The sequence below is a fragment of the Streptomyces sp. NPDC089915 genome (assembly GCF_040684675.1).
Taxonomy (GTDB): domain Bacteria; phylum Actinomycetota; class Actinomycetes; order Streptomycetales; family Streptomycetaceae; genus Streptomyces.
This window is the reverse complement of sequence record NZ_JBFBGN010000040.1, coordinates 1-20,013: the sequence shown is the minus strand read 5'-3', so window position 1 is coordinate 20,013 and position 20,013 is coordinate 1. Positions and strand designations below refer to the sequence as shown.

The window sequence follows — 20,013 nt, the reverse complement described above, 5'->3', positions numbered from 1 at the left end:
TGCCCCCGGCGGCTGCCGGGGGCAGCCGGGGCAGGCTGCACGATCGCAGAGGGGACGCATGTCGAAGCCGGAGCACACCGAGTCGTCTGCCGAGGCGGCTGGGGTGAAGCGTGAGGGTGCCGGTGCCTCCGGGGGCGGTGGCGCGGTGAAGTCGGGCGCCCAGCCCGGATCTGACGTCGCGCAGGCGGAATCCGCAGGGGCGGAGGGCGCCGCCGTTCCCCGGCCGAGGTCCGCCGCGAAGCCGGCCGCCGGGAAGGTTCCTGACGCCCCGGCGGACGAGACCCCCGCCGACGCGGCCGGGGCCGAGCCCGAGACGGAGGCCAAGCCCCCGGCCCGCAAGGCAGCTTCGGCACCGGCCCCCGCGAAGCCCGCCGCGGGCGGGGTCGCCGACGCCGAGCCCGAGGACGCGAAGCCGGGCACCGCCGAGGCGGCCGGCCCGGGGGCCCGGGGCGTGAAGCCGACTACGGACAGGGCCGCTGGCGCGGAGCCCGAGGACGCGAAGCCTGCCGCTGCCAAGGCGGCCGCCTCCGGGGCCGGGGCTGTGAAGCCGGCTACGGACAGGGCCGCTGACGCCGAGCCTGAGGACGCGAAGCCTGCCGCTGCCAAGGCGGCCGCTTCCGGGGCCGGGGCTGCGAAGCCCGGCGCCGGCAAGGCCGCTGACGCCGAGCCTGAGGACGCGAAGCCTGCCGCTGCCAAGGCGGCCGCCTCCGGGGTCGGGGCTGCGAAGCCCGCTGTGGGCAGGCCCGCTGGCGCCGAGCCCGAGGACGTCAAGCCCGATGTCGCCAAGCCCGGTGCGGGTAAGGCGGCCGAGGGGGGCGTGGGGCGGGAGCGGGAAGGGCGGTTGCTTGCCGGGCGGTACCGGCTCGGGGCCGTGCTCGGCAAGGGCGGCATGGGCACCGTCTGGCGGGCCGAGGACGAGGTGCTCGGCCGGACCGTCGCCGTCAAGGAACTCCGCTTCGGCGGCGGCGTCGACGAGGACGAGAAGCGCCGCCTCATCACCCGCACCCTCCGCGAGGCCAAGGCCATCGCCCGCATCCGCAACGAGGGCGCCGTCACCGTCTACGACGTCGTCGACGAGGACGCGCGGCCCTGGATCGTCATGGAGCTCATCGAGGGGCCCTCCCTCGCCGAGTTCGTCCGGGAGAACGGCCCGCTGACCTCGCGCCGCGCCGCCGAGGTCGGCCTCGCCGTGCTCGACGTCCTGCGCGCCGCGCACCGCCAGGGCATCCTGCACCGCGACGTGAAGCCGTCCAACGTGCTCATCGCCGGCAGCGGCCGCGTCGTCCTCACCGACTTCGGCATCGCCCAGGTCGAGGGCGACCCCTCCATCACCTCCACCGGCATGCTCGTCGGCGCCCCCTCCTACATCTCCCCCGAGCGCGCCCGCGGCTACAAGCCGGGCCCGCCGGCCGACATGTGGTCCCTCGGCGGGCTCCTGTACGCCGCCGTCGAAGGCGTGCCCCCGTACGACAAGGGTTCCGCGCTCGCCACCCTCACCGCGGTGATGACCGAGGCCGTGGACCCGCCGAAGAACGCCGGTCCGGCGCTGACCGAGGTCATCTACGGGCTGCTGGTCAAGGACCCGGCGATGCGGCTCGACGAGGACCGCGCCCGGTCGTTGCTGAAGGCCGTCGTCGACGCGCCCGATCCGGCCCCCGTCCCCGCCCCCGAGCCCGCCCCGGCGGTCGAGGAGACCCGGCCGATCTCGCTCACCAAGGCCGAGGCGGAGGCGGAGAAGGCCGCCGAGAAGGCGGCGAGGAAGGAGCGCGAGCGCCGCGAGCGCGAGCAGCGCGACCGCACCCGCGCCGCGCTGAAGGCGGCCCGCAAGGCGGCGGCCGCCGAGGCCGCGGCAGCCGCCGCCGAGGCCGCGCCGAAGCGCCCCTCGACGGTGGCCCCCGCATCGCTCACCGACGTGATGCCCCGCCGCACCATCGCCCTCGCGATAGCCGGGGTCCTCGTGGTCCTGGCGGTCATCGGCTCGCTCATCGCGTACGCGGTCAGCGGCGGCGACGACAAGGGCGCCCGCAAGAACGAGGGGCAGGGCACCCCCGCCCCGGCCGCCTCGGCCGGCCACTCCCCGGGCAACGCCCCGGCCGCGTCGCAGGCCTCCTCCCCGACCCCGACCCCGACGCCCACCCCCAGCGCCTCCGCGAACGGCGGGCCGAGCCCGGCCGCGCCGAGCCCGGGCACCGACCCGGCCCAGAACCAGGGGCAGAGCAGCCAGGGCCAGGGCGCCAGCCCCGGCGGTCCCGGCGGCGGGGCCGGCGTCCCCGCGGGGTTCGCCACGGTGACCGACCCCCGCTTTCGGTTCGCCATGGCGATGCCCGAGGGCTTCCACCAGACCGGCACGGCCGGCAGTGACTCGGGCGCGATATACAGCCGCTCCGGCGGCTTCCCCCGAATCCAGGTCGACCACACCGACAGCCCGGGCAGCGACGCCCGGGCCGCCTGGGCCGAGATGGCCCCGGGCACGGCGGCCAGCAGCAGGAACTACCACCAGATCCGCCTCGAAACCGTCCAGTACCGCAACTACCCCACCGTCGCGGACCTGGAGTTCGAGCGCGACGACCAGGGCATGAAGACCCGCGTGCTCGACCGCGGCTTCAGGGCGGACGCCAGGAACGGCTACGCCATCATGATCAGCTGCCCGGCCGACCAGTGGGACGGCCCCGAGTGCACGCAGATCCGCAACACCGCCTTCGACACCTTCCAGCAGTTGGGCTGACGGCCCTCGCAAGCCCGGGACGCGGGCGGCCCGGGGCACGTATCGTGTCAGCGGGGCCATGGGGAGCCCGCCGCACTCGGGGGAGGCGATGTGGAGGACTACGCCGGCCGGATCCTGGCCGACCGCTACCGTCTGCCGTTGCCGCCGTCCGATGAGCACGAGCTGGTGGAGACCCGCGCGTTCGACACCCGCAGCGGGCAGGAGGTCCTCGTCCGGCACGTGCCGCTGCCCGAGGTGGTGGACGCCGAACTGCTCGACGGGACCCGCGCGCGGCCGGCCGCCACCGGGGAACTCCCCGCGGTGCGCAGGGCGATCGCCGCCGCGCAGGCCGCGGCCTCCGTACCGGACCACCCCCGGCTCGACCAGGTCTTCGACGTGTTCGCCGAGGACGGCTCGCTGTGGATAGTGAGCGAACTCGTCCCCGCCAGGCCGCTGGCCGCGCTGATCGCCGACGAACCGCTGAACCCCTACCGGGCGGCGGAGGTCGCCTCGGACGTGCTGACCGCCCTGCGCGTGCTGCACGCGCACGGCTGGACCCACCGCAACATCACCGTCCGCACGGTCCTGATATGCGAGGACGGACGCGTCGTCCTCACCGGGCTCGCGGCCGGAGCCGCCGAGGACGCCCTGTGCGGGTACGACCCGGTGCCGGCGGAGGAGCCCGGCGACGGGACCGCGGCGGATCCCGCCGCGTCCTGGGAGCCGACGCCCCCCGCCCCGGGGGTACGGGAGCCCGCGTACGCCCCGCTGGTGGCGCCCGGGTACGACACCGGGCCGCGCTACTCCGACCACGTCCTCCCCGGTCCCGCCGAACCGGCCGGGCCCCCGGACCCCGCCGACCCCGCGCCGGCGGCCCCGCCCGGGCCCCCGGCCCGGGACCGTGACGACTCCCTGGCCGCCGCCCGCGCCAGGACCGTGGCCGCCTACCGGGCCGGCTCCCGCGCCGCCGCCGAGCGGGTGGCGGAAGAACGCGGGGTACGGGGGCCGGTGGTCGTCCCGCAGCTGCCGCCGACCGGCGCCAACCTGCCGCAGGAGTACGCCTACCCGTACGGGGAACCGGACTCCGCCGCCCCCTGGCACGGGTCCACCCCGCGCCGCCCGGCGGAGCACGACCGGGCGCCGGAGCCGCAGCCGGAGCCGCAGCCGCAGCCGGAGCCGGAGGCGCCGTGGGAGCAGGCCCCTTGGGAGCGGGCACCCGACCAGGACCCGGCGCCGGACCCCGGCCCGGACCGGGCCCCCGCCCACCACCCCCGGCAGCCCGTGCCGGGCCTGGCCTGGGAGCCGGCCGGCCGTACCGCGCCGGAGCGGCCGGAGGAGGTCCTCGCCGCGCGGCCGGAACCGGCCCCGGACCAGGGGGCGCGGTGGCCCGAGGCCCCCGCGGAGCCGTTCCGTCCCGCGCTCCCGGCGGCGCTCGCCCTCCCGCAGGGCTACCACCAGGCCGACCCCCCGCCACGGCCCGGGGACGGGACCCCCGAGGGGGACCCGTACGAGACCACCGCGGTCCTGCCCGTCGTCGTCCCGGAGCGCCCCACCGCCGGAACCCCCGGCGCCCGCGTCCCCACAGCCCCCGGAACGGCGGCCCCCGGAACCACAACCCCCGGCCCCGCGGCCCCCGGACGCGGCACCCCCGCGGCCCCGGAGCCCCGCGCCCCCGGAGCCCGTCCGCCCGTGCAGCCGGCGGCCGTGCCCTGGACCCGCGTCCCCGCAGCCGCCGGAGGCCCCCGTACCGGACTCGACGCCGAGCGGGCCCGGCAGACGCGGATGGCCGTCGTCGGCCCCGTCACCGAGCGCTGGGCCCCCGAACAGGCGGGCCCCGTCCACGGCGGGCCCTGGCAGCTGGCCGCGCCCATCGGACCCGCCACCGACCTCTGGGCCCTCGGCGCCCTGCTCTACCGGGCCGTCCAGGGGCACGCCCCGTACCCGGAGGAGAGCGTCGCGGAGCTCGTGGACATGGTCTGCGCGGAGCCCCCCGCCTTCGCCGAGGAATGCGGCCCGCTGCGCCCCGTCGTGGAGTCCCTGTTGCGTCAGGACCCCACCGAGCGCCCCGACTTCGAGGAGCTGCGCGGCTGGCTGCGCTCGCTCGTCCGCTCCGCCCCGGAGCCCGACGGGGACTTCGTGTTCCCGGTGTTCCCGCTGCCCGAGCCCGACCCCGCCCGGCTGCCCGAGGTGCGCCGGCGCGGTGAACTGCACGGCCGCCACCGCAACTCCGACGCCCCCCGCAAGCCGCGTTCCCTCGGCCGGACCCTGCTGGTCGCCGTCCTGGCGCTGCTCGTGGGCGGGGTGGCGTACGCGATGCTGTTCCTGCCGGGCTCCGGTGACCGGGGCGACGGCCGGGGCCAGCAGCCCACGGCCGCCCAGAGCCCGGCGCCCCCCTCCCCGGCGCCGCAGAAGACGCAGAAGTCCCCGCAGCAGTCGCCGCCCCCGGGCTCCCCGTCCACCGGCACGCAGCCGCCCGCCCAGCAGGCCCCCGACGGCTACACCCTCCAGCAGGACCCGGCGCACTTCACGGTCGCCGTGCCCGACGGCTGGGAGCGGCAGTCGATCAACGAGGCCGGTCAGGTCCGCTACACCCAGGGGCAGTTCACCCTGATCGTGGTCCCGGGCCGGGACCGGGTCGAGGGCGGCTCCCCGGATCCGCTGGGCTACCAGAAGGACAAGGAGGCGGAGCTGTCCCCGTACCGCAACTCCACCTGGGCCTCGGGGGGCGACGTGAAGTCCACCAGGGTGGGCCAGCAGCTGCGGGTGACCGGCCGTTACACCTGGATCGACGCGGCGGGCCGCTCCCTGTTCGCCCGCAACTTCGTCGTCGCGCTGGGCGGCGCCTATCACGTGGTCATGGTCACGGGGCCGGAGGACAACCAGGACAAGGTCACGGACGTCTTCGACAAGGCCACGGCCAGTTATCAGGCCGGAGGCTGACGGCCGATCAGTACGGCGATTGCGTCACAGTGCTGTCTTTCGGGCCCCGCCCGGTTCCGGCACCGCCCGCATGCTCCGTAATCTGGCCCGGAGTGCACAGAGCGGCGGGAATTCGTGGAACAGCAGACAGGCGCGGGCGCGGTGCTCGCGGGCCGGTACCGGCTCGTGGAGCCCATCGGCAGCGGCGGCATGGGCAAGGTGTGGCGCGCCCATGACGAGCTGCTGCACAGGACGGTCGCCGTCAAGGAACTGACGGCGGTCCTGTACGTGTCCCAGGCCGACCGGGAGGTGCTGCACGCCCGCACCCAGAAGGAGGCCCGGGCGGCGGCCCGGATCCAGCATCCGGCGGTCGTCACGGTGCACGACGTGCTGGACCACGACGACCGGCCGTGGATCGTCATGGAGTACATCGACGGCCCCTCCCTCGCGGAGGCCGCGAAGGCGGCGGGGCGGATCGAGCCCCGCGAGGCGGCCCGGATCGGCCTGCACGTCCTCGGCGCGCTGCGCGCCGCGCACGCGGTCGGCGTCATGCACCGGGACGTGAAGCCGGGCAACGTGCTGCTGGCCAAGGACGGCCGGGTGCTGCTCACCGACTTCGGGATCGCGGCGATCGAGGGGGACTCCTCCATCACCCGTACGGGTGAACTCGTCGGTTCCATCGACTACCTGGCCCCGGAGCGGGTCACCGGCGGGGCCCCGGACCCGTCCTCCGACCTGTGGTCCCTGGGCGCGACCCTGTACACGGCGGTCGAGGCCCGCTCGCCGTTCCGCCGGACCTCGCCGATCTCCAGCCTCCAGGCCGTCGTCAACGACGAGCCGCCCGTCCCGAGCCAGTCCGGCCCCCTGGGCCCGGTCATCACCGCACTGCTGCGCAAGGACCCGGCGGAGCGCCCCTCGGCGGCCGAGGCCGAGCGGATGCTGATCGAGGCCATGGAGGGCCGCGAGCCCAAGGCGGCGCACGCGTACGTGCCCACCCGCGCGGTCAGCGCGGAGGAGCGGGCCCCCGCCCGGCCGGAGGCCGACCCGCAGCCGCAGCGTCAGCCGCAGCCGCGGCCCGAGCCCGTCCCCTCCCCGACGACCGCGCTGTCCGAGCCGGCGGCGGCCCCCGCCGGGCGGCCGCCGGGCCGGATCAAGAGGGTCGCCGCGGTGGCCGTGGTGGCGGCGCTGCTCGGCGGCGGCGGGGTCTTCGGCGTGCTCAAGCTGACCGGCGGGGACGATGCGGCCGCCTCGGACAAGAACGCCTCGGCCCCCGACGGGCAGGACGAGGCCGACGGTCCGCCGGAGGGCTACACGCAGGTCACCGACCCGGAGGGGTTCACGCTGTTCGTGCCGAAGGGCTGGAAGCGGCGGATGTTCGGCAACCAGATCGACTACACCGGGGACGACGGCAAGCACTTCATCCGGATCGCGGTCGACACGACACCCGACTTCAACGAGCCGTACATGCACCTGCTCGACCTGGAGAAGCAGCTCAAGGTGCGGACGGACTACAAGCGGCAGGCGCTCAACCAGAACACCTTCCACGACAGCACCCGCGCGGCGCTGTGGGACTTCAGCTGGACGGAGAAGGGGGCCCTGGCCGGGCCCCGGCGGGCCATCGACCAGATGTACATCGCCCCGGACGGCACCGAGTACGGGGTGTACATGTCGGGCCCGGCGGCGGACTGGGAGACCACCCGCTCCCAGTTCGACGTGGTCCTCAGCGGCTGGGAGCCGGCGCCGAAGAAGAAGTGAGCGCGGGGCCGGGGCGGGGGCCGTTCCCGCCCGCCCCCGGCCATCGTGCCAGCGATTACTGGCACACTTGGCAAAATCCGGTTACCCACGGGTACCCAAAGGCCCCCCGGCGGCATACGCTCACCGCCATGACGGACTCGAAGGCTGCTGCCGCCCCCCTCCGCTCCGCACCCACCAACCCGGTCGCCCCGGCCCCGGCGGGCGCCCGCACCGCCGCCGACGTGGTGACGCCCGCCCTGATCGCCCGGCTGACCCGCGGAGTGACCGGCTCCGGCAGCACCGCCAACCACACCCCCTTCACCGGGGCCAAGCTGGCGGACCTCCCCGAGGCCACCCCCGAGGACGTGGCCGAGGCCTTCGCCCGGGCCCGCGCCGCCCAGCCCGCCTGGGCCGCCGTCCCCGTACGGCAGCGCGCCGCCGTCCTGCTGCGCTTCCACGACCTGGTCCTCGCCCGCCAGTCCGAGGTCCTCGACCTCATCCAGCTGGAGACCGGCAAGGCCCGCCTGCACGCCCACGAAGAGGTCCAGGCCGTCGCCGTCGCCGCCCGCCACTACGGCCGCAAGGCCCCCTCGTACCTGCGCCCCAAGGGCCACACGGGCGCCATGCCCACCCTCACCAAGGTCACCGAACTGCGCCAGCCGCGCGGGGTCGTCGGCCAGATAGCCCCCTGGAACTACCCCCTCGAACTCTCCGTCGGCGACGCCCTGCCCGCCTTCGTCTCGGGCAACGCCGTCGTGATGAAGCCCGACACCGAGACCGCGCTGACCGCCCTGTGGGCCCGCGACCTGCTGATCGAGGCCGGGCTGCCCGCCGAGGTCTTCCAGGTGGTCCTCGGCGAGGGCCCCGTCGTCGGGCCCGAGGTGGTCCGGCACGCCGACTACGTCTCCTTCACCGGCTCCACCCGTACCGGCCGCGAGGTCGCCCAGGGCGCCGCAGCCCGACTGGTCGGGGTCTCCCTCGAACTCGGCGGCAAGAACGCCATGCTCGTCCTGCACGACGCCGACGTGGAGAAGGCCGCCGCCGGAGCCGTCCGCGCCTGCTTCTCCTCCGCCGGACAGCTGTGCATCTCCATCGAGCGGCTCTACGTCCACGCCTCCGTCGCCGACGCCTTCGTCGAGCGCTTCGCCGCCCGCACCAAGGCCATGCGGCTCGGCGCCTCCCTCGCCTACGGCGCCGACATGGGCTCCCTCGTCGGCGAACGCCAGCTGGAGACCGTGCGGCGGCACGTGGACGAGGCCGTCGCCAAGGGCGCCACCCTCGTCGCCGGCGGTGTCGCCCGCCCCGACATCGGCCCCCTCTTCTACGAGCCCACCATCCTCGACGGCGTCGAGTCCCCCATGTCCGTCTGCGCCGAGGAGACCTTCGGCCCGGTCGTCTCGATCTACCGCTTCACCGACGAGGACGAGGCCGTCGCCCAGGCCAACTCCACCGCCTACGGCCTCAACTCCAGCGTCTGGACCAAGGACGCCCGCCGCGGCCACGCCGTCGCCGCCCGCCTGCGCACCGGCACCGTCAACATCAACGACGGCTACGCCCCGGCCTACGGCAGCGCCCAGGCCCCCATGGGCGGCATGAAGGACTCCGGACTCGGCCGCCGGCACGGCTCCGAGGGCATCCTCAAGTACACCGAGGCGCAGACCGTGGCCCACCAGCGGCTGCTGCCGATGGCCCCCTCGCTGGGCATGGACGACGAGCAGTACGCCCGCTTCATGACCACCAGCCTCAAGGTCCTCAAGGCCCTCCGACTGCGCTAAGGGGTACCCGTGCCGTACGACTACGACGTCATCGTCATCGGATCGGGCTTCGGAGGGTCGGTCTCGGCCCTGCGGCTCAGCGAGAAGGGCTACCGGGTCGGCGTCCTGGAGGCGGGCCGCCGCTTCACCCGCGAGAGCCTGCCGCGCAACAGCTGGGACCTGCGCAACTACCTCTGGGCCCCCGCCCTCGGGCTGTACGGGATCCAGCGCATCCACCTGCTCGGCAACGTCATGGTGCTCGCGGGCGCCGGGGTGGGCGGCGGCTCCCTCAACTACGCCAACACCCTCTACGTGCCGCCCGCCGCCTTCTTCGAGGACCGCCAGTGGGCCTCCATCACCGACTGGCAGGCGGAACTCGCCCCGTACTACGAGCAGGCCAAGCGGATGCTGGGCGTACGGCTCAACCCGACGATGACCCCCTCCGACGTCCACCTGAAGGCGGCCGCCGAGAAGATGGGCGTCGGCGACTCCTTCCACATGGCGCCCGTCGGCGTCTTCTTCGGGGACGGGCGGGACGCCGAGGGGCAGCGCGGGGTCCGCCCCGGCCAGGAGGTCCCCGACCCCTACTTCGGCGGCGCCGGTCCCGCCCGCAGGGCCTGCACCGAGTGCGGCGAGTGCATGACGGGCTGCCGGCACGGCGCGAAGAACACCCTGAACGAGAACTACCTGCACCTGGCCGAGCGGGCGGGCGCCGTCATCCACCCCATGACCACCGTCACCGCCCTCGCCGACCACCCCGACGGCGGCTACCGGGTCCGCACCGTCCCCACCGACCACCGCCGCTCCGGCCGCGCCAAGGTGCTGCGCGCCCGGCACGTCGTCGTCGCGGCGGGCACCTACGGCACCCAGACCCTGCTGCACACCATGAAGGACCGCGGCGAACTGCCCCGCCTCTCGGACCGGCTCGGCGACCTGACCCGCACCAACTCCGAGGGCCTGGTCGGCGCGCAGACCGACGACCGCCGCTACCGCAGGCGCCACCCCGCCGAGCCCCGGGCGGACTTCACCCGGGGCGTGGCCATCACCTCGTCCGTCCACCCCAACGCCGACACCCACATCGAGCCCGTCCGCTACGGCAAGGGCTCCAACGCCATGGGGTTCCTGACCGTCCTCCAGGTCCCCCACAGCGCGCACCGGGTCCGCGCCTGGTTCGCGCGCACCGCCCGCCACCCCGTGCAGCTGGCGCGCTCCCTGTCCAACCGGCGCTGGTCCGAGCGGACCATCATCGGCCTGGTCATGCAGTCCCTGGACAACTCCCTGACGACCTACCGCAAGCCCCGCGGCCCCGGCAAGGGCCTCCTGACCGCACGCCAGGGCCACGGAGCGCCCAACCCGGTGCAGATCGCCGAGGCCACCGAGGCCGCGACCCTGCTGGCCGAGGAGATCAACGGATTCCCCGGCAGCAACGTCGGCGAGCTCATGGGCACCCCGCTCACCGCGCACTTCCTCGGCGGCTGCCCCATCGGCGCCACCCCCGTGGTGGGGGTGGTCGACCCGTACCACCGGCTGTACGGGCACCCGGGCATCTCGGTGGTCGACGGTTCGGCGGTCTCCGCCAACCTCGGGGTCAACCCGTCCCTGACGATCACGGCCCAGGCCGAGCGGGCGATGTCGTACTGGCCGAACAAGGGCGAGGCGGACCCGCGGCCCGCGCAGGGGGAGGCGTACGAACGCCTCGCGGCGGTGGAACCCGTCCGTCCGGCCGTCCCGAAGGAGGCCTTCGGGGCACTGCGGCTGCCCTTCCTGCCCGTTCCGGAAATTCCCCGCAGGCAACCGGAAGCGAAGGACTGAACTCCGGATGCGACCGCGGCGGGCACCGCGCTCCCCCTCCGAGCGCGGTACCCGCCGCAGTACAGAAGTGGACAGGCGGTCGCCGGAAATGGTTGTACCGGAATGCTTCGGGTGAAGCTGTGGTGTCGGTCACACGGCCGACCGTGCAACCGAGGTGCACGTCCGGCGGTCACACGGGGCATGAGACAGCGCATCTCCCTGCTGGCCGCGTGCGGCCTGGCGGCCGCGGGACTCGTCACCGTCCCCGCCGCCGCGGCCCACGCCGCGGAACCCGCCTTCCGGCTGACCGGAACGCCCGGCCTCACCCTCCCGCCCGCCCCCGCGACGGGCTCCCCGACGCCGGTGGCGCTGAACTACCGGCTGGAGGGGACGGGCGGGGTCACCGCCTTCGACGGCGAGTTCACCCTGACCGTCGACCTCTCCAAGCTGAACGGCGTGGCGACCGTCCAGGAGAGCCCGGGCGCGGCGGCCAAGAAGTGCGCGCCCGCAGGCGACACCCTCGTCTGCAAGCAGCAGGGCCTGCGCCCCGGCGTTCCGGCCGGCGTGGACCTGCAGGTCGTCCCCGGGAAGAAGACCGGCGTCGGCGTGGTCAGCGTGACCGGCACGGCCCCCGGGGCCACGGTCGAGCAGGCCGTCACCGGCATCAAGATCGGCGCGCCCGACCTCGTCATGGGCGAGATGAACCTCAAGAAGGACCCCAAGCCGGGCGAGAGCCAGTCCCTGCCGCTCACCTTCCGCAACGCGGGCAACGAGCCGGCCAAGGGCATCGTCCTGGAGCTGGAGGCCAGCCACGGCCTGGAGCTCCCGGAGCGGTACGACAACTGCACCTACCGCACCACGCGCACCTCCACCACCGCCGTCTGCACCATCGAGGGCGACTTCGACCCCAAGGCCTCCTACGAGCTGGCCGGCGACAGCCCGCTCCACCTCAAGGCCGGTGCGAACGCCCTCGACGAGCGGTTCGGCTACGGGGTCTACCCGGCGGCCGTCCCGCCGAAGGCCCAGGCGGAGCCGGGCAAGAACGCCGCCGACCAGCCGAAGACCGGCGACGCGGCCGGCAAGGCCGCGCGCAAGCTGACCGCCCGCAAGGCGGCGGCGCAGGCCCCGCTCGCCGAGCACGGCCCGGACCTCAACCCGGCCGACAACAAGCGCGAGGCCGTCCTCACCGTCCCGAACAAGGCGGACTTCGAGGCCGAGCCGGTGACCGTCAGGGGCGAGGCCGGCACCACCGCCAAGACCGTCGTCGCCATCCGCAACAACGGCCCGGCCTGGGTCGCCGACAAGGGCGGCGCCCCCGCGGCCGTCGTCGACGTCGAGCTGCCCAAGGGCCTCAAGGCCGTCACTGTGCCCGCCGCCTGCCGCCCGCTGGGCGAGGCCCTCTACCGGTGCGCCACCGCGCCGTCGGTGCTGGAGAGCGAGAACGTCGAGTTCCCGTTCGAGCTGAAGATCGAGAAGGCGGTCAAGGACGCCAAGGGCGCCGTCCGCGTCGGCGCGCCCGGCCCGAAGGGCGAGCCGCAGCTGCACTCCTTCGACCCGGTCCTGGCCAACAACCTCGCGGCCTTCACGGCGAACCCCACGTCCACGGGCCCCAGCCCGAGCCCGTCCGGCAGCCCCTCGCCCAGCACCTCCGCGAGCACCTCGGCCTCCCCGGGCGCGAGCACCTCGGCGAGCGGCGGCACCACCGCCAACGGCGGCAAGAGCGGCGGCCCGCTGGCCTCCACCGGCAGCCAGGCCGGCCTGGTCGGCCTCGGCGCGGCCGGGCTGGTCGCCGTCGGCGGCGCGCTGTACCTGTCGGCCCGCCGCCGCAAGGGCGCGCACGCGTGACGGCCTGACCGTCCGCAGACGAACGGAAGAACGGAAGAACGGCCGGCCCGGGGCGTCCCCCGGACCGGCCGTTCCCGTGAGTGACCGGGCCGCTGTCCCCTGCCGTCCGGTCACGCGGGGGAGCGGGGTCCCACGACGTGCGCCGTCAGGCGTGTCACGTCTCACCGCTCCCGCGGACACCCCCTCAACGAAGGCCCCCGGCGCCGGACACGGTCCGGACGGGTGACGAACACCCGGCCGCGCGGTCAGACACGGCCCCGGCACAGCTCCAGCAGGGTCATCGCGAGCGCGGTCCCGGGCTTGCCGAGGGCGTCGCTCCAGTGCGACAGCACCTCCATCTCCCGCGAGAGGTGCACACGGCGGCCGCCCGCGCCGATCCGGGCCTCCTGGATGACGGCCGAGACGGCCATCCGCTCCTGGATCAGCCCGATGATCCGGTCGTCGAGCGCGTCGATGCGCTCGCGGGAGTCGGCGATCAGCTGCTCGGGGGTGACGGCGGTGGTGGTGACGGTGCTCATGGGTCTCTCCTGTGGTCGTGGCCGGCAGGAGCGGAAACGCGGAGCGCCCCGGTCCTGTCGGACCGGGGCGCTCTGGGAAGTCAGCGGCTCAAGCGAGCATCACGATGACCCATGGCGACCGGACCGGCCGGTGCCATAGGTAAAGAGGAAGCTCAGCTGCTTGCGCATGGTGTGGATTATGGCCCCCCGCCCGCGCCCCGGCCAACCGGGCCCGGATGCTGAGACGCGGCCCCGGCGGCCCCGGCGTGACGTGGGCCTCGGATGGTGCGACAAAAGCGCGCCCGGCGCCACCGGTAGAATCGACAAAACAGCCACCTCTTCCGCCGGAAGGCCGTCCCGTGCCAGAAGCACCCTCCGCCGCCCACGACAGCGCCCCGGACACGGTCCTCGTCGTCGACTTCGGCGCGCAGTACGCCCAGCTCATCGCCCGCCGCGTCCGCGAGGCCCGCGTCTACAGCGAGATCGTGCCCAGCACGATGCCCGTGGCCGAGATGCTCGCCAAGGACCCGAAGGCGATCATCCTCTCCGGTGGCCCGTCCTCCGTCTACGAGGAGGGCGCCCCGCGCCTGGACGACGGCCGCGCCCTGTTCGAGTCCGGCGTCCCGGTCTTCGGCATGTGCTACGGCTTCCAGCTGATGGCGACCACCCTCGGCGGCACCGTCGACAACACCGGCGCCCGCGAGTACGGCCGCACCCCGCTGGCCGTCTCGAAGCCCGGCTCGACCCTGTTCGAGGGCACCCCCGAGCACCAGTCCGTGTGGATGTCCCACGGCGACGCCTGCTCCGCCGCCCCCGAGGGCTTCTCCGTCACCGCGTCGACGAACGTCGTCCCGGTCGCGGCCTTCGAGAACGACGAGAAGAAGCTGTACGGCGTGCAGTACCACCCCGAGGTGATGCACTCCACGCACGGCCAGCAGGTCCTGGAGCACTTCCTCTACCGGGGCGCGGGCCTGAAGCCCACCTGGACCACCGGCAACATCGTCGAGGAGCAGATCGCGGCCATCCGCGAGCAGGTCGGCGACAAGCGCGCCATCTGCGGCCTGTCCGGCGGCGTGGACTCCGCGGTCGCCGCGGCCCTCGTCCAGAAGGCCATCGGCTCCCAGCTGACCTGCGTGTACGTCGACCACGGCCTGATGCGCAAGGGCGAGACCGAGCAGGTCGAGAAGGATTTCGTCGCGGCCACCGGCGTCCAGCTGAAGGTCGTCGACGCCCAGGAGCGCTTCCTGGACGCGCTGGCCGGCGTCTCCGACCCGGAGACCAAGCGCAAGATCATCGGCCGCGAGTTCATCCGCGTCTTCGAGCAGGCCCAGCTGGAGATCCTCCAGGAGGACGGCCCGGCGGTCTCCTTCCTGGTCCAGGGCACCCTGTACCCGGACGTCGTCGAGTCCGGCGGCGGCACCGGCACGGCCAACATCAAGTCCCACCACAACGTGGGCGGCCTCCCCGACGACATCGAGTTCGAGCTCGTCGAGCCGCTGCGCCAGCTGTTCAAGGACGAGGTCCGGATGGTCGGCCAGGAGCTCGGCCTGCCCGAGGAGATCGTCCAGCGCCAGCCGTTCCCCGGCCCCGGCCTCGGCATCCGCATCGTCGGCGAGGTCACCAAGGAGCGCCTGGACCTGCTGCGCGAGGCCGACGCCATCGCCCGCCACGAGCTGACCGCCGCCGGCCTGGACCGGGAGATCTGGCAGTGCCCGGTCGTCCTGCTCGCCGACGTCCGCAGCGTGGGCGTCCAGGGTGACGGCCGCACCTACGGCCACCCGATCGTGCTGCGCCCGGTCTCGTCCGAGGACGCGATGACGGCCGACTGGACCCGGATGCCGTACGAGGTGCTGGCCCGGATCTCGACCCGCATCACCAACGAGGTCAAGGACGTCAACCGCGTCGTCCTCGACTGCACGAGCAAGCCCCCGGGCACGATCGAGTGGGAGTAGTCCCCCGCCGCCGTGCCTGAGCCGAAGCCGCCGTTCCCCCCGGGGAGCGGCGGCTTCGCCGTTGCCGGTCCGTGTCGCGGGTCTGGCCTCCTCGCCCCCGCGCCGGTACCTTGCGCCGCGACCAGGAGGAGGGGACAGCCATGCCGGAACAGCCCGTACCCGTGCCGGTGGACCGGCTGGCCTTCGAGATGCCGCCCGTGCACCGGGACCCCGCCGAGGAGCGGGCGCACCGCAAGGAGCGGCTCGCCGGGGCGCTGCGGCTGCTGGGCCGGCTGGGGTACGTGGACGGGGTCGGGGGGCACGTCAGCGCCCGGGACCCGGAGTTCGGGGACTGCTACTGGGTGAACCCCTTCGGCCGGGCCTTCGCCGGCCTGGGCCCCGAGGACCTGCTGCTGGTCGACGGGGACGGGCGGGTGGTCCGGGGCGGGCGGCGGGTGAACCAGCTGGCCTTCGCCGTGCACGCGGCCGTGCACCGGGCGCGGCCCGAGGTGGTGTCCGTGGTCCGCACGCAGGGCCCGTACGGGCGGGCGCTGGCCTGTCTCGGCGAGCTGCTGGCCCCGGTCAGCCAGGAGGCCTGCGCCTTCTACGAGGACCACGCGCTGCTGGACGAGTACCTGGGGGCGGAGGACCCCGTCCGGGTCGCGCGGGCGCTGGGCCCGTACAAGGCGCTGATCCTGCGCAACCGGGGGCTGCTGACGGTCGGCGGGTCGGTGGACGCGGCGGTGTGGTGGTTCGTCGCGGCGGAGCGGGCGGCGCAGGTGCAGCTGATCGCGCGGGCCGCCGGGAAGCCGGTGCTCATCGACCACCACGGGGCGGTCGCCACGCGGGAGCGGTTCGGGGGAGACCTGGCCGCGTGGGCGAGCTACCAGCCGCTGTGGCAGACGGTCGCGGACGGCGCCGGACCCGTGGCGTCAACATCATGAACCGTTAATCACCTGCTCTGACATCGTGCGCAATCCGGAGCACTGCCCCAGTGGTGCACAATTCGCTGGCATCGCACCGTAGTTCAGAGAGGCGGCACGCACGTGGCTGTCCAAGAGATGTCCCGGGGTACCCACACCGCCGTCTGCGCATGCGACGACTGCGCGCGGGAGGGGCACCGCCGCGCGGTCGCCGCGTTCCTGGAGAAGCGCGACGAGTTCGCCGCCGGCCAGGGGGTGCCGCCCGCCGTGGCCCACTCGCTCGGCGCCTCCCGCCAGTGGGTCTCCGACGAGCTGGCCCTGTCCGCCCGCACGGTCGCCGACCGGGGCCGGGAGGCCGGGCACTCCTGGCTGTACCTGTTCTCCCGGCGGGCCGTCCTCACCCTGTGGATCGCCGCCGGGGTGCTGCTGCTGGTGCAGGTGGGCACCGCGCTCGGCACCGGCTGGTCCACCGCCCGCACCGCCGGGCTGCTGGCCGCGCTGGTGCTGGCCGGGCTGCTGACCGTCGCGGCCCGCGCGCAGTCGCTGCGGGGCGGGCTGCTGGCCCCGGTGGTCGGCGAGGACAACCGGCTGTCCACCTCGAAGGCGGCGGCGAGCGCCTGGGTGGTGCTGACCGCGTTCGCGGCGCTGCTGCCCGCGCTGCGGCTGGCCGCCTCCGGGCCCGGGCCGGAGCGCGACGCGCTGTACGAGGGGTTCGCGCTGGGACGGGCGCTGCCGCTGCTGGCGGTGGTCGCCCTGACGTCGGGGGTGGCGGTGCTGGTGCGCCGGGTGGTCTGCGTACGGATCGCGGGGCAGCGGCTGCAGAAGCTGCCGGCGGACCGGCCGCGCGGGGTGGACCTGCTGACGGACGACGACGGGCGCGGGAGCTTCCCGGACGCGCAGTACGTGCTCGTCTCCACGGTGGTGCTGGGGTACGCGGCGGTGACGCTGGCCCGGTTCCCCGACCGGCTGCCGCGGCTGCCGTGGGCGCTGGCCCTGCTGCTGGCCCTGTCGGCGGCGGTGTACCTGGCGGCGAAGTACGCCGAGGGGAGCCGTCCGCTGGTGCTGTCGGTGGTGCGCAGACGCGAGCCGGGGGACATCGACGCGGCCGTCCGCCCCGGGGACGACATCGAGATCCGGGGCCTCGGCTTCGTGCCGGCGGGGGCGCGGACGCCGGAGATGCTGGCCCGGCTGGTGGTCCGGGTCGGCCCGGTCCACGTGCACGTCCCGCTGGTCCCCGTCGCCGGGGGGTTCGTGAACCCGTCCGACACGGTGCTGACCGTGCCGGTGCCCGCCGAGGTGGAGCCGGGGCGGGTGGACGTCCAGGTGGTGACCGCCGCAGGGGTGGAATCCAACCGGTGCGTCATCGACGTGGCCGAATGAAGCGGGTAGACATGGCTGCGTGAACCGAACTGACGACCCCTCCGGTGTGCGGTCCACACCGTGGAGAGAACTCGCCTCCCGCCATGCCCTCCTCCCGCTGCGGACCTTCCTCGGCGTGACCTTCGTCTACGCGGGCCTCGACAAACTGACCGCCTCGGGCTTCTTCGCCGCCTCCGGCTCCGGCTCGATCGGCGAGCAGATGGACGGCGTGCGCGACACCGCCGCGATCCCGGCCCTGGTGGACCTCGCGCTGAAGGCCCCCGCCGGCTTCGGCTACGCCATCGCCCTCGGGGAGCTCCTCGTCGGCCTGGGCGTGCTCGCCGGGCTGCTGACCCGGGTCGCGGCTGCGGGCGGCGCGCTGATCTCGCTGAGCCTGTGGCTGACGGTCTCCTGGGCCGTGACCCCGTACTACTACGGCAACGACCTGGTGTACCTGATGGCCTGGCTCCCGCTGGTCCTGGCCGGGGCGCCCTACTGGTCCCTCGACTCCCTGATCCGGTCGCGCCGGTCCCGGCGCACCGCGTAGGTCACCAGCCCGACGAAGGCGGCCAGGGCCAGTCCGCCGAAGGCCATCGGCACCACCAGGAACCAGGGCAGGTCCGTCTTCCCGGCCGCGTCGAGCAGGTACAGCACGCCCGCCGCGGTCAGGACCAGGCCGGCCAGCAGCCTTCCCGGCTGGAACTCATGACGCCGCACGGGCCACCTCCACCTGTCCCACACCCGCGTCCAGGTGCAGCTCGATCGTCCCGCCGGCCTCGGTGCCGGCGGTGGGGGGCAGGGTCGCCTGCCGGTTCTCTCCGCCGCCCTTGATCCGTACGGACCGGTCGCCGGGGAGCTGGATGTCGCCGAGCCGGATCGTGACGTCGGCCTTCGCGGTGACCTCCCGGGGGACGATCACCTTCAGCCGGCCCGCCTCGATGGAGGCGCGGACGGAGACGGTGGTGCCCTTCGGGACGTCCAGGCGGCTCAGGTCGAGCGTGGCCAGCCCGGTGCCCGACGTGTACTCGGGCCGGACGTCGGCCACGGCGGCCGGGCGCCAGTCGACGTCGTGCCAGTCCGTGCTCACCTCGCGCGGCAGGGCGGTCGCCGCCGCGAGCAGCCCGGCGGTGACCAGGCCCAGCAGGATCGTGCCGAAGCCGGTGCGGCCCTTGAGGGAGCTGACGGCCAGGCCCAGCCCGAAGACGGCCAGCGCGCAGGCCAGGCCGACCTGGAGGGCGTGCCCCAGCGGGCTGCCGTGCCAGACGGACGCGGTGCCGACGCCGCCCGCGAGCAGGGCCAGGACGAACACCCGGCCGCCGATCCCGCCGCGCCCCCGCTCCCGGACGGGCGCGGGCCGCGGCTTCGCGGGCGCCGTGCCGGGCGCGGCGCCGGCCGTCGCGTCCGCGCGCTCGTCGGCGCCGTCGTCCGGACCCCACAGGTAGCCGGAGGAGCCGACCGGGCCGGTGGTGCCGTCCTTCACCAGCGGGTCGCGCCACCAGGACGGGCTGCTCGGCACGGGCGGCGCCTGGGTCTCCGGCGGCGCCGGACGGTGCGAGCCCGGGACCTCCGCCTCGGGGGCGGGGGCGTGCCGGTGGCGGCGCGACCAGTACGCGGCCCCGCCGAGGGCCAGGATGACCAGGACGGAGAACCCGCCCATCACCCCGTTGTCGAGCATCGACAGGAACAGCGCGCAGCCCACCAGGGCGCTGAACACGGCCGCCAGGGTGGTCCCCTCGATCCGGCCGGTCAGCAGTTTGCGGCCCTCGCCCTCCTCCTCGCCCTCCAGGGGCAGCAGCAGCCACGCGAAGCCGTAGAAGACCAGGCCGACGCCGCCGGTGACGGCGAGCACCCCGAGCACGACCCGGAAGACCACCGGGTCCAGGTCGAAGTACCGGCCGAGGCCGCCGCAGACGCCCGCGAGGACCTTGTCGCGCCTGCTGCGGCGCAGCGTCGGCCGTTCGGCGGGTGCCGGTGCCCCGGGATCAGCGGGCGGGGCGTCGTGTACGTCGGTCATGGCTCCATGGTGACCGGCCGTCCGGCCGCCCGGCACCGGGCCCGACCCTGGCGCAACCCTGATATCCCCCCGACGGAACTGGGGGGATGCCCTGATGCCGCGCCGCGTCCGCACGTGTGACCCTTGGTGACATGCCCGCAGCAGCCGCCGCCCGTACCCCGCACGCCGCCGAACCCGACGACACCCCGCAGCGCAGGCTCTACCGCAGCGCCGACGGACGGATGCTCGGCGGAGTCGCGCGCGGCCTCGCCGGGCACCTCGGGCTGCCCGTCCTGTGGATCCGGCTGGCCTTCCTCGCCATGTTCATGTGGGGCGACGGCCTGGGGGTGCTGCTCTACGCCGCGTTCTGGGTGTTCGTCCCCCTCGGCGTCGGCGGCAGCAGCGGACACCACTCCTTCTTCGAGACCCTCACCGACGGCACCCGGCGCCTGCGCAAGCCCGACAAGGGCGCGGTCTCCGGCCTGATCGCCCTGGCCGTCGGCGCGGGCATCTTCTTCTCGCAGCTGCGCGTCGGCGGCGCCAACGGCCGCTACATCTGGCCC

The 20,013-nt window shown here is 74.8% G+C and carries 14 protein-coding genes; 11 read left to right on the top strand and 3 right to left on the bottom strand.

The window, feature by feature from the left end:
* The first annotated feature begins 733 nt into the window (after positions 1–733).
* The 6 genes from AB0O29_RS15040 (at position 734) to AB0O29_RS15015 (ending at position 12,747) form a co-directional block, all read left to right on the top strand.
* The gene (locus tag AB0O29_RS15040; RefSeq protein WP_365151618.1) at positions 734–2,725 is read left to right on the top strand and encodes a protein kinase; all 1,992 of its coding nucleotides are present in this window, start codon (positions 734–736) and stop codon (positions 2,723–2,725) included.
* A gap of 90 nt (positions 2,726–2,815) precedes the next feature.
* Positions 2,816–5,644 (top strand): serine/threonine protein kinase, encoded by a 2,829-nt coding sequence (locus tag AB0O29_RS15035; RefSeq protein WP_365151617.1) that lies wholly within the window; start codon positions 2,816–2,818, stop codon positions 5,642–5,644.
* A 114-nt stretch (positions 5,645–5,758) separates the two neighbouring features.
* Positions 5,759–7,378: a serine/threonine-protein kinase gene (locus AB0O29_RS15030; protein ID WP_365151615.1), complete on the top strand. Its 1,620-nt coding sequence runs from the start codon at positions 5,759–5,761 to the stop codon at positions 7,376–7,378.
* 128 nt (positions 7,379–7,506) lie between these two features.
* Positions 7,507–9,132, top strand: coding sequence for a succinic semialdehyde dehydrogenase (locus tag AB0O29_RS15025; protein WP_365151613.1), 1,626 nt, complete (start codon positions 7,507–7,509; stop codon positions 9,130–9,132).
* A gap of 9 nt (positions 9,133–9,141) precedes the next feature.
* On the top strand, positions 9,142–10,923 hold the full coding sequence (locus AB0O29_RS15020; RefSeq protein ID WP_365151611.1) for a GMC family oxidoreductase: 1,782 nt from the start codon (positions 9,142–9,144) through the stop codon (positions 10,921–10,923).
* A 180-nt stretch (positions 10,924–11,103) separates the two neighbouring features.
* Positions 11,104–12,747, top strand: a complete 1,644-nt coding sequence (locus AB0O29_RS15015) for an LPXTG cell wall anchor domain-containing protein (RefSeq protein WP_365151609.1) — start codon at positions 11,104–11,106, stop codon at positions 12,745–12,747.
* Positions 12,748–12,992: 245 nt separating this feature from the next.
* On the opposite strand, the gene AB0O29_RS15010 is transcribed toward AB0O29_RS15015, so the two are convergent.
* The gene (locus AB0O29_RS15010) at positions 12,993–13,265 is read right to left on the bottom strand and encodes a chorismate mutase (protein ID WP_365151607.1); all 273 of its coding nucleotides are present in this window, start codon (positions 13,263–13,265) and stop codon (positions 12,993–12,995) included.
* Positions 13,266–13,603: 338 nt separating this feature from the next.
* On the opposite strand from AB0O29_RS15010, the gene guaA reads away from it, so the two are divergent.
* The 4 genes from guaA (at position 13,604) to AB0O29_RS14990 (ending at position 18,004) form a co-directional block, all read left to right on the top strand.
* The gene (gene guaA / locus AB0O29_RS15005; RefSeq protein ID WP_365151605.1) at positions 13,604–15,196 is read left to right on the top strand and encodes a glutamine-hydrolyzing GMP synthase; all 1,593 of its coding nucleotides are present in this window, start codon (positions 13,604–13,606) and stop codon (positions 15,194–15,196) included.
* Positions 15,197–15,306: 110 nt separating this feature from the next.
* Positions 15,307–16,119 carry a class II aldolase/adducin family protein gene (locus AB0O29_RS15000; protein ID WP_365151603.1) on the top strand — a complete coding sequence of 271 codons (813 nt, stop codon included), beginning with the start codon at positions 15,307–15,309 and terminating at the stop codon, positions 16,117–16,119.
* A 102-nt stretch (positions 16,120–16,221) separates the two neighbouring features.
* Entirely contained in the window at positions 16,222–17,478 is a 1,257-nt protein-coding gene (locus tag AB0O29_RS14995) for a hypothetical protein (protein WP_365151601.1), read from the top strand.
* A 19-nt stretch (positions 17,479–17,497) separates the two neighbouring features.
* Positions 17,498–18,004: a DoxX family protein gene (locus AB0O29_RS14990; RefSeq protein ID WP_365151599.1), complete on the top strand. Its 507-nt coding sequence runs from the start codon at positions 17,498–17,500 to the stop codon at positions 18,002–18,004.
* Here the strand turns inward: AB0O29_RS14990 and AB0O29_RS14985 are convergent.
* Positions 17,950–18,174 (bottom strand): hypothetical protein, encoded by a 225-nt coding sequence (locus AB0O29_RS14985; RefSeq protein ID WP_365151597.1) that lies wholly within the window; start codon positions 18,172–18,174, stop codon positions 17,950–17,952. The two genes, AB0O29_RS14990 and AB0O29_RS14985, sit on opposite strands and share 55 nt — an antisense overlap.
* Positions 18,161–19,471, bottom strand: a complete 1,311-nt coding sequence (locus AB0O29_RS14980; protein ID WP_365151595.1) for a PspC domain-containing protein — start codon at positions 19,469–19,471, stop codon at positions 18,161–18,163. Before AB0O29_RS14980 ends, AB0O29_RS14985 begins: the two co-directional genes overlap by 14 nt.
* 131 nt (positions 19,472–19,602) lie before the next feature.
* Here AB0O29_RS14980 and AB0O29_RS14975 point away from each other — a divergent pair.
* The coding region (locus AB0O29_RS14975; RefSeq protein ID WP_365151593.1) for a PspC domain-containing protein at positions 19,603–20,013 on the top strand (411 nt) is incomplete at its 3' end.